Source organism: Colwellia psychrerythraea (assembly GCF_000764185.1).
Lineage (GTDB): Bacteria > Pseudomonadota > Gammaproteobacteria > Enterobacterales > Alteromonadaceae > Colwellia > Colwellia psychrerythraea_B.
Window position 1 is genome coordinate 185,425 of record NZ_JQEC01000071.1, and the last position, 9,973, is coordinate 195,397.

14 protein-coding genes are annotated in these 9,973 nt (G+C 36.5%); 13 read left to right on the forward strand and 1 reads right to left on the reverse strand.

The features are described 5' to 3' along the window. The first annotated feature begins 194 nt into the window (after positions 1–194). The 13 genes from GAB14E_RS01580 to GAB14E_RS25590 all read left to right on the forward strand — a co-directional run bounded on the left by GAB14E_RS01580 (position 195) and on the right by GAB14E_RS25590 (position 8,704). Complete coding sequence (locus GAB14E_RS01580; protein ID WP_156115802.1) at positions 195–509, forward strand: hypothetical protein; 315 nt, start codon at positions 195–197, stop codon at positions 507–509. A 103-nt stretch (positions 510–612) separates the two neighbouring features. Beyond that, positions 613–918: a hypothetical protein gene (locus tag GAB14E_RS01575; protein ID WP_033084375.1), complete on the forward strand. Its 306-nt coding sequence runs from the start codon at positions 613–615 to the stop codon at positions 916–918. Positions 919–1,353: 435 nt separating this feature from the next. Continuing rightward, positions 1,354–1,800, forward strand: a complete 447-nt coding sequence (locus GAB14E_RS01570; protein WP_156115803.1) for a hypothetical protein — start codon at positions 1,354–1,356, stop codon at positions 1,798–1,800. An 835-nt stretch (positions 1,801–2,635) separates the two neighbouring features. Further along, complete coding sequence (locus tag GAB14E_RS01565) at positions 2,636–2,974, forward strand: hypothetical protein (protein WP_033084377.1); 339 nt, start codon at positions 2,636–2,638, stop codon at positions 2,972–2,974. A gap of 498 nt (positions 2,975–3,472) precedes the next feature. Then, complete coding sequence (locus GAB14E_RS01555; RefSeq protein ID WP_033084379.1) at positions 3,473–3,889, forward strand: hypothetical protein; 417 nt, start codon at positions 3,473–3,475, stop codon at positions 3,887–3,889. Positions 3,890–4,402: 513 nt separating this feature from the next. Further along, positions 4,403–4,729 carry a hypothetical protein gene (locus GAB14E_RS01545; RefSeq protein ID WP_081967920.1) on the forward strand — a complete coding sequence of 109 codons (327 nt, stop codon included), beginning with the start codon at positions 4,403–4,405 and terminating at the stop codon, positions 4,727–4,729. Positions 4,730–4,847: 118 nt separating this feature from the next. Beyond that, positions 4,848–5,609, forward strand: a complete 762-nt coding sequence (locus tag GAB14E_RS01540; protein WP_033084382.1) for an RES family NAD+ phosphorylase — start codon at positions 4,848–4,850, stop codon at positions 5,607–5,609. A 125-nt stretch (positions 5,610–5,734) separates the two neighbouring features. Then, positions 5,735–6,103, forward strand: coding sequence for a hypothetical protein (locus GAB14E_RS01535; RefSeq protein ID WP_033084383.1), 369 nt, complete (start codon positions 5,735–5,737; stop codon positions 6,101–6,103). 132 nt (positions 6,104–6,235) lie between these two features. Next, entirely contained in the window at positions 6,236–6,904 is a 669-nt protein-coding gene (locus tag GAB14E_RS01530; RefSeq protein ID WP_033084384.1) for a hypothetical protein, read from the forward strand. Between the two features lie 112 nt (positions 6,905–7,016). Further along, positions 7,017–7,484, forward strand: coding sequence for a hypothetical protein (locus GAB14E_RS01525; RefSeq protein WP_231562125.1), 468 nt, complete (start codon positions 7,017–7,019; stop codon positions 7,482–7,484). A gap of 121 nt (positions 7,485–7,605) precedes the next feature. Then, entirely contained in the window at positions 7,606–7,872 is a 267-nt protein-coding gene (locus GAB14E_RS01520) for a hypothetical protein (protein WP_033084386.1), read from the forward strand. 122 nt (positions 7,873–7,994) lie between these two features. Continuing rightward, positions 7,995–8,315, forward strand: coding sequence for a hypothetical protein (locus GAB14E_RS01515; RefSeq protein ID WP_156115804.1), 321 nt, complete (start codon positions 7,995–7,997; stop codon positions 8,313–8,315). Between the two features lie 257 nt (positions 8,316–8,572). Continuing rightward, entirely contained in the window at positions 8,573–8,704 is a 132-nt protein-coding gene (locus GAB14E_RS25590) for a hypothetical protein (RefSeq protein ID WP_269429112.1), read from the forward strand. 14 nt (positions 8,705–8,718) lie between these two features. Here the strand turns inward: GAB14E_RS25590 and GAB14E_RS01510 are convergent, their stop codons facing one another. After that, the gene (locus tag GAB14E_RS01510; RefSeq protein WP_033081990.1) at positions 8,719–9,873 is read right to left on the reverse strand and encodes an IS110 family RNA-guided transposase; all 1,155 of its coding nucleotides are present in this window, start codon (positions 9,871–9,873) and stop codon (positions 8,719–8,721) included. Positions 9,874–9,973 lie beyond the last annotated feature (100 nt).

A 9,973-nucleotide genomic window follows, 5' to 3' on the forward strand; every position in this document is an offset into this window, starting at 1 on the left:
TTCTTTCTACAAGAAAGCGGGAATAATTCCGCCTTTCACACATCAACCACTACGAGTTTTATTTTTAACTTATTGATTAAAATAGAACAATAAAGTAACCTCTAGATATTATAAAATCATGGAAGATAAATATCCTCTTGTAGAAAGAAGGAATTTTTCCTCTTAATAAACTGTTATACGACTAGAGGTTTAGCATGGATGATCGGATGTCTGAATATCTTAAAGATTGTTCTCCGTATATATCTAAATTCCTGTATGACATTGATAAACGAATTATAGAATTAGTATGCGTTGACAGCATTGATAATTGTTTGCCAAAACGGAAAATAAAAATTTCAGGTATTCAATCTTATACAGAAGAAACCATCGATGATGAATTTGATGATAATTGTATGGATGGTGTAATTGGCTTACATGAAATGGCAGTTGGTAAGTTTTGTATCCGCACAGAAAAAAAAGAAGTAATTGTGCTATATGACGGAACTATTGTAGTAACTAACGTCGTATAACAAGCACTTCAAACGGAACAAAAACAGTTGGTTAGGTTCCGCTTCGCTACACATTTTAACCAACTATTTTTGTCCGCTTAAGTGGGCGTTAGTAGGCAATTCTATGAGTGAGCTTAGTCCAAACACTGAGTATTTAGTTCATACACTTTATAAGTCTAGAGAAGCTAAAGAAATCGGTGATATATTAGAAGTTGAATGCGGTACAGAATCACTTGGATGTGATGACTGGACTCCAGTCGAAATGGAACGTATACGATTCGCAGTTTTAAAATTAGCTACTGAGAGTGATTCGGGTTTAGAGAACGCTTTAAAGCTTGTTACTACCGATTGGCGTGATCTGTTAATGGTCGCAGGGTTTGGTGAAGACTTAAATGCCCATGAAAAATGGTATGAGTCAGTTGCCAACTAACAAGCTAATTAATAGGACAAAAATCAGTTGGCTGTTTTCGTTCCTCAACATTTTAGCCAACCAATTTTTGCCCATTATTAGGGCGTTATGTGTCTAATTAGCTGAAGTGTTAGGAAGCAAGGATTTGACCTCATTAGAAGTATTTATATCTATCATCGCTGTGCTAATTGTTGTGTTAGCTATTCGTGCTTACAAATTAAGAGACATTAGGTGTTCAAATTGTGGAGATCCCATGAAACTAAACTCTGAACGGAGTAAATGGATTTGTGTATCCTGCAAAGCTGAAGTTGTTAAAAAACATTAAGTTTGGTGGTAAAGTCACATAACAAGAAAATAAACAGGGACACGTAACGCTTGCTCGGTTTCACTTCGTTCCACAATTTTAGCAAGCGCTACTTAGCCCGTTATTTGGGCGTTATATGAACTGAGGCACTATTGGCATTTGAAAAATATCTTTTTATTCTAGGCTCTATCGGGTTACTTATCCTTGCAAGTATGCATTTATTGGTTGAGAGTGCTATTGATTATGAAATAATAATTTTAGGTTTAAGTTTCTTTAGTCCTTTTGTTTTATCTTTAGGAGCCTGTATAAAAAAAGATGTTTATTTGGGTCATAACTCCCCTTGGTCATTTTTTTTAATTGTGAGCAGTATGTTTATGACTGCCCCTTTATTATCATTACTTTATCCCAATCAAGAGTTTCTTAGTCTCAAATTCTTAGCTTTTTTAACACCGTTTATGGTGGTAGGTTGGTATTATTTATTTTCTAGCAAGCCGAATAGTATGCTTTTACATTTTAAAATCAGGCCTGTCATTTTATATTCTTTAGTATTTACTATTTGTATCTTACTTTTCATTGGGTTAGGTGTTAAGTTCATATAACAAGCCATTCAAGCAGGACTTTTAACAGTTGGTTAGGTTCCGCTTCGCTTCACATTATAACCAACAATTAAAAGCCTCTTAATGGGGCGTTATATTTCAATCAGGGTATGCAAACTTAAATGGCTCAGTGTAAAAAATGCAAAGCGGATATTGTGCCCTTAGAAGTTAAAGTGGCAATGAACAAGTCATATTATGTGTGTCCCGTTTGCAAATATAGAATTAGTAGCTTTAGCATTAAAGGTTTATTCATCTTTATCGGTAGTGCAATATTGCTATGGGCTATTCTTTTTATTCATCACCACATGACAAATTAACTTTTTGGTTTGTGTATTTGAAATATAACAAGCGCATTAAGAATGGGACTGCTAACAGCTTGCTCAGTTCCACTTCGTTACACATTTTAGCAAGCTATTATCAGCCCCTTATGCGGGCGTTAGTTGGCACCACTAGTTCAAGTACATTTTTTATTGTTAAAGCGGTGTTTTCTAAATTGGTTTGGTGGGTTACGCCTCCGTTTTCGCCATTTACTTTTAGGTGATAACCAGCGAAAATCTAGCCTCATTTGTCAATTAAGGTTTGGTTTGTTCGCTTCAATAACTCTTGTTTAGTGGCTCAAAGTTCAAGCTTTTGTGTGTAGTGGTGCTGGGCGTTTATTGCTTCTTCCGAATACCCCATAAACATGGTAACGTATTGTAAAGTTGGTGCTTTTAATTAAATATCAACTAACAAGGCAATCAAACGGACACGTACAGTTGGCTCGGTTCCGCTTCGCTTCACATTTTAGCCAACAATACTTAGCCGCTTATTGTGGCGTTAGCATTACAAGGAGAATTTCGTGCTAAAAAAAATACTATTATTATCAACCTTACTTCTATCTTTTCAAGCAACTGCTGTATTTAATGAATGCATTGGCGTTTATGTAGGAAGAATAAGTATCACAAACCAAGGTATGGATAAAGTCGTGTTTCTTCAAAAACCAACTGATGGTGGTGGTTCTTATTGGGTAAACTTTGCTAGTTGGGATCCCGAGGCTAAAAAAGAAGCTTTATCAATATTGATGGCTGCGAAATTATCTCAGCATAAAGTTGACCTATATACTACAGCGACTGATTCATGCTCAATAGGTTCACCAAGTCAAACATTGAAAGAAGTTCACCTGTCGACTAATCCGTAAGTAATGCTAACAAGTCACTTAAAAGGACAAATAACAGTTGGTTTTTGCTCCTTCGTCGCTTATTTTAACCAACTATTATTTGCCTCTTAGTGAGGCGTTATATTGCAAGGCTGCACTGAGTACTAAATGGATTTTGAACCTGAATTTGACTCTCGATACAGAAAACCATGTGCTCCATGCCCAATGTGTAAAAAGCATATAAATCATGGGGAGTTGGAATGCTATCATTGCGGTTATGAGTTAACTGTTTATGATATTCGTTTATTAAAACAATACATGCGAAAACAAAAATATAATGGTATTTGGTTAGCTCTCAAAGTTCCCCCTATTGCTATTATACTGTTTACTATCTATTTTTTACTGTTTGAGTAAGTAGCAATATAACAAGAAAATAAACAAGGACACGTAACAGTTGGCTGCGTTCCACTTCGTTTCACATTTTAGCCAACCATTACTTAGCCTGTTATTTAGGCGTTATATGCCAAGGAATCTCCTGCAATGGATGCACTTGAAAAACTAGCGGAAAGAAACCGTGCTCATAGCAAACACATTGCAAAAGAGAGCCGAAGCATTGTGTTTACAGCTATATATTTAATGCCAGTGTTAATAACCTACTTTTATAATGCTTACTCTCCAGGAGAAGGATTTGAGGTAAACCCCTTGAATTCGTTAATTCCAACAGGTGGAGCTTTTATTCTTTCATTAATACTCCATGTTTTGGTTGGCTTATTATTATTTACTCATAAATTAAAAGTTGTAGGGTTCTTTACAATGCAGTTGTGGTTTACTTATTTTTGGAACTCAAATCAAGATTTTATCTTTAGTTTCATACCATTGCTTTTTACATTTATCATATTTACATTTCAATTTCCCCAAATTAAAGTAAAGTTGCTTAACGATAAAAATGGCATATAACAAGCCATTCAAGCAGGACAAATAACAGTTGGCTATTTGCTCCTCCGTCGCTTATTTTAGCCAACTATTATTTGCCTCTTAATGGGGCGTTATGTGTACATGGAAGTTGGGAGTCAATAATTGAGTTCAGTAATAATAATTGCATTTGTTCTCGTAGGCATTTTTTTTAAATTCTTTAATATATATTCAGATTATAAAAATGCTGATAAAGGTTTAAATGAACAGTGCAAAGAAAAAGGTATAATTGACGAGAGCAGTATTAAAGAATACAAACGTAAACATTGGCGCAAAGGTTTAAAACTTACTGCTCGTATATTCGCCTATCTATCAATACCAGTTGGGTTATTTTTCATATATATATGGTTCTTAGTAAGTTAGTAGCAGCTGTACACATAACAAGCACTTTAAACGGAACAAAAACAGTTGGTTAGGTTCCGCTTCGCTTCACATTATAACCAACTATTTTTGTCCGCTTAAGTGGGCGTTATGTGTTTCAGGAGTATGGTGTTTTCAGTGGATAATGATGACGTAAAAATTGTAGAAGCTAAAATAGAGTTAGAACGTATTTCTGAGCTTCAAAAGTATAAAGAAGAATTTGATAAGCTTGGTTCACATGATTGGGGGCTTAAAGACTTCCTTTCTATTATTGCGCCATTTGGCTTGCTTCTACTTGCAAATAGTTTCTTTACAATCGAGAGTGAGTTATTTCAAATAATGTGCGTTATTTTCATTGCCTCGTCTTTTGTTCAAGGCATGGTTACCGCTGAAAGTAAAAAGACAAACCGCAGAATTGACTTACTACTTAAAATCATCAAACAAGATCAGAGTAAAAACACATAACAAGCGTTTCAATCAGGACAAATAACAGTTGGTTTTTGCTCCTGCGTCGCTTATTTTAACCAACTATTATTTGCCCATTAAACGGGCGTTATGTGTTAATCATAGTTAGGAGTTTACTTTGAGTTTTAAGTCTTGGAAGAGCTATTGGGAATTTAGTAATTCTGTACATAATAAACTTCGATATATATTGGATGAAGAATCTAAAAATTTCCTAAATGCAATAATAGATACCTGCGAAGATCGTACAACGATTTTAGAAAAGGATTCTCTTTTGTGGCGAGCACAAAATGGCCATGCTTTACGACCTTACTATCAAGAAGATCCCGACACGAATGAGCAAATCCATGTTGATGATCTTGTTTACCCTTTCCCTTACGCGCGCATGAAACCATTAGTGGATAGTGCTTCAGAAGGCAGAGCTAGTGCTAAAGGTATTCCTTGTTTATATGTAGCTACTGATAAAGAAACCGCAATGTCAGAAGTAAGGCCTTGGTTAGCTTCGATAATGTCTGTAGGTCAATTCAAATTAAAAAAAGATCTTAAAATAATTGTTTTTGCTACTGACAAAAAGGTAAGTAAAACAGCCTTTCACTTCAAAGAGCCAAGTGAAGATAAAAAAATTGAGTCTGTTTGGTTTCATATTGATCAAGCATTCTCAAAGCCAACTAAAGCTTCGGATCAAAAATCGGATTATGCACCAACACAAATAATCTCAGAATTTATAAAATCTAAAGGATATGATGGCATTGCTTACAGAAGTTCATTAGGGACAGGGCATAATATAGCTTTATTTGATCTCGAAGCAGCAGATATTATCAACTGCTTCACCTATAGCGCTGAAAGCATAAACTTTGAATTTGAAGAAGTTAGAGAATATTAATCCGTCAAAATAGTTAACACATAACAAGTTACTCAAAAGGACAGATAACAGTTGGTTTTTACTCCTTCGTCGCCTATTTTAACCAACTGATATTTGCCTCTTAGTAAGGCGTTAGGAGTACTGAAATGGAGTTCATACTTGAGTATTGGTTTACTCTAATAATAGTAACCACAATCTTGGTTATTATTTGGAAGTCAGGACTCCAAAATTCAGAAGGTGAAAATAAAACTATAAGTATTTTATTAACTGCTTTGGTTTTCATTCCTCCTTGGCTTCTCACCGCTGAAGAGCCAGTTCCTACTGTAATTTACGCTGTTTCCCTTGGCTGTATCTGTTTATTAGCGTATTTCAAAACTAGTATGTGTATTTTTTTTGAAGGCTTGGTAGGTGTAAGCAATACGTTCTTTTATCCTCCAAGTAAAAAGTGGTTACTGGCTTTGGGCGGTATATTAGTTTCAGTACCCCCAATACAATATTATATGGGCTTGTTGTAAAGTACTCCTAACAAGCAGTTCAAGCGGGACTTTTTACAGTTTGCTCGGTTTCGCTTCGCTTCACAATTTTAGCAAACTAATAAAAAGCCCCTTAACGTGGGCGTTATGTGGCATTCAGGCTAGGAGTATAATTTGGGGCCTCTTTTTCAATTAATCATCGTAGGGATTATTTATTTCTTACTCGCAAGCATTATTGGGCTCGCACTGATGTTAATTGCTCGGTTAATTATGCTGTTAAAGAAAAAGACTAATATTTTAGTTAACCAACTCTTTTGGTTCCCATTAAAGTTAGCGCCTTATTTTTTGCTGGCAGTTATTGCTAATGTTCTAGTTTGTGAGTTCGTTAGAGATGTAGATCCTCCTTTAACAGATTATTGGACGCTTCCTATAAATGATGGACTCACTATGGGAGCCATAGATATTCCGGATAAATGGTATTTATGGCCTACTCGAGAAGGCGGTGAAGCAATCATCAGTAATATTGTGTTGGTCGGTATTAGTGATAAGGCTCTATATGGTTCAACTGAGTCTGATGAGTATTTCATTTATCGTTTCGATTCAAAGATAATGGTGGTTAATTTATCTAAAGATGAATTGGAAATTGAGGCAAATAAAATAGAAGATTCTTTACCAACACTAAAGAATCCATCTGATCTTTACTACGATAATAGAGATTTTGGTGATTTGATTACTTTTTTATTGTTACTGCTATATCCTTTGTACCGTTTTTATAATGTTTGTAATACATTTTGGGTCTTAGTTAGTAAGCAAAATATTGAGCATTTAAGTACTGCCACATAACAAGCAATTAAAGCGGGACTTTTTACAGTTTGCTCGGTTTCGCTTCGCTACACAATTTTAGCAAACTAATAAAAAGCCCCTTAATGTGGGCGTTATGTTTATGGAGTTTTTTTTGAGAGTTAGTTTAATTATTATATTGTTAAGTATTATCACCGCATGCAAAGGTTCAGGAGATTCAGAGGAATATATTTCAGATGATTATTTTGGGGTATGGCACTCTCCTTGTAAACAAAGTGATAATTCAGAGCTTTATGTGGCGCGAGAATATATCATATCTGCTTTTGTAATTGAGTTAAATTCATATGGATTTAAAGATATGAATTGTTTAACTCCATCAGAATTAATTCCTTTTTTCCATGCTGGGGATATCGAATATTATGATTATGATTTTATCACTACCCTACATGGTTATGAGGCTCGTTGGTATGATTCTTACGTTCAGCCCATTGATACAAGTTTAGACTCGATAAATTATGAGGTAGGTTTTTATCTTGAGGGCGAGACTTTATATGAAGTTGTTCGATATACAAATATTGATGAATATGGCGTGGTTTTTACTGAACCTTATTCGCGGCAATAAACATAACAAGGCGCTCAAACGGAAAAATTACAGTTGGCTGCGCTCGTGCCTCGCACATTTTAGCCAACCGCATTTTTCCGCTTAGCTTAGCGTTATGTGTTTCTCAAGGAAGGAGTTCTAAATGTTAATTTCAATTTTAATCCTTCTAGCCGTTTCCTTTATCGTGTTTGTTACAGGTGTTTTACTAGCACCTAAATCTATTAATCTGACGTTAAAAGAAAAAAATGACTGTCGCAATTTTGAAATTTGGCAAGTGCCTCACTTATTTCAAACTAAATGGTATGAGCCTCATCGACTTTATGTAAGGCGCATGGTTTGTTATGGTGGTTTAGGTCTGGCGTGTGGCTTTATGCTATTGTTTGTATTGGCTAAATTTGGCTTGGTGTAAAAACACATAACAAGAATTTAAAGCGGGACTGCTAACAGTTTAGCTCGGTTTCGCTGCGCTACACATTTTAGCAAACAATTATCAGCCCCTTAAATGGGCGTTATATTTACATGGAGAGTGTGGTGGGCGTTGCAGTCGTTATTTTTAATCTAATTTTGTCAATTTTTATCTTTGAATTATGGTTGAGGGTTGAAAATCGTCAGAAGAATAAACAATCAATGGCTCTTGCTGGCTTTGTAACGTTCTTTCTATGGTGTTGTTCTGCGGTGATCTTTTATTTTAGTATGCTCTATATCAAACCTTTCATTACTCCAACACCGGTACAGTTTTACGTACTACCTTGGGCTATTTCAATGTTGCTTTATATATTGAAATTTCATGCTCCAAGACGGAAGTATCATTCGTTTTTTAATGGCGATAATAAAGATAATGGTGGTTTGTAAATATAACAAGGCAATTCAACAAGGACAAAAAACAGTTGGTTTTTGCTCCTGCGTCGCTTATTTTAACCAACTATTTTTTGCCTGTTAATTGGGCGTTGGTATGACTCCCCACGTCAAGTTAAATACACCGATCCCTGCTCATTAATTTAGAGCCATAATGTCTACTTTTAAAATAAAAGAGTTAACGCATAGATGAAGCAAGTAATTTCGTCGGTTATCATGCTGATATTCGTGGATTACTAACCTGTTGGTTAGCAGTGCCGACCTTACTTATTCCGTCGTGGCACCTGATTTCAGTCTATGCTCGTGGTTCAACGATAATAAATACCGTTGCCAGCCTAACGCCCTCGGTGGTTATGCCACAGCCGATGCTTGACCCAATGCGCTAACTCAAAACTTTTTATCATGCAGGTACTCTCGATATTCTTAATCGTGTATCAACTGGCGTAATGACTACTTCACGGGCAATAGCCCACAGGTAAGCGGCCATCTCTCTGGCAATGGCTATCACCACGACATTACGATGTTTTCCTCTACTCAGCAGCCGATTGTATCGTCGGCACAGCCTAAGTTGGGCCTGCCAAGCAATATCGGTAATTTCTTTGGGTAAGCCTTCCTGACGCTTTTGTAATTCTGTCGATATATTGGCTTTGTGCTTATATGTATGAGCGCCTTGAACAAGTAAACGCCTTGCTCGTCCATTGCCACATTTGGTAATGCTACCTAACCGCCGTTTATCACCACTGCTGTGCTCTTTTGAGACTAATCCTAGATACGACATGAGCTTTTTTGGATGGTCAAAGCGCCTTAAATCGCCAAGCTCTGCGACAATACCCGTTGCGATAAGCAGTCGAACACCTCTGACGGCTTGAAGTGCTTTAACTACAGGATAAAACCGCCACGACTTCACCTGATGAAATAATTCATTGGCCAGTCGTTTCTCTCGCTGTATTCGCTCAGTGATAACTTGTATCATTTCTTGCAAAACGATTTGTTGGCTTGGGTGAGGTAAAATGAGCTCAGTCAACCAACGAAGGTGTTGAAGTGACCAATTATCGTTGACCTTACAGCTGATGTTATTACGAAGAAATAGGGCCTTAAGTTGATATTTAGCATCCTTTAAGTCTTTCATCGCTGTTTCTCTTGCCCTTGATAGGTCGCGTATTGCTTCGTCTTCAGGCTCTGGCACATATATGGGTGTTAATTCTTCATCCTTAAGCAGTTTGGTTAATTTCAACGCATCACGTTTGTCAGTTTTTACTTTATCTCCTGGTTTCTTTGGAATTAATGAGGGGGCAACGACATAGCAGCAATGACTCAAGCTGGTCAGTAATCGGTAAATCCAATAACCACAGGGGCCTGCTTCATAAACAAAATGTAGTGTCGCCTGTGGGTATTTGGATTGATATTGCCGAGCCAATTTTGTAATGGCTGCTTTGGTCGTTTTTATTTTTCCATAATGAACGGGTTTTGCACCACGTTGGTCTTCTACATGTGCCACTTCGGTAGACACTTTATGGGTATCTAAGCCGATGAAAAGTATGTTATATTTGTACATGTTAGCCTCCAGTTTATATTGTTTAACACATATATTATGGCTCTGGTTTTACTAACCCACGAATCTGGAGGCTAGCACCTCGTGGGAGTCATTATGTCTA

What these genes read in the sequence shown, in the direction of transcription:
- GAB14E_RS01580 (WP_156115802.1), top strand. Translation starts at nt 195, where the DNA reads ATGGATGATCGGATGTCTGAATATCTTAAAGATTGTTCTCCGTATATA.
- GAB14E_RS01575 (WP_033084375.1), top strand. Translation starts at nt 613, where the DNA reads ATGAGTGAGCTTAGTCCAAACACTGAGTATTTAGTTCATACACTTTAT.
- GAB14E_RS01555 (WP_033084379.1), top strand. Translation starts at nt 3,473, where the DNA reads ATGGATGCACTTGAAAAACTAGCGGAAAGAAACCGTGCTCATAGCAAA.
- GAB14E_RS01535 (WP_033084383.1), top strand. Translation starts at nt 5,735, where the DNA reads ATGGAGTTCATACTTGAGTATTGGTTTACTCTAATAATAGTAACCACA.
- GAB14E_RS01520 (WP_033084386.1), top strand. Translation starts at nt 7,606, where the DNA reads ATGTTAATTTCAATTTTAATCCTTCTAGCCGTTTCCTTTATCGTGTTT.
- GAB14E_RS01510 (WP_033081990.1), bottom strand. Translation starts at nt 9,873, where the DNA reads ATGTACAAATATAACATACTTTTCATCGGCTTAGATACCCATAAAGTG.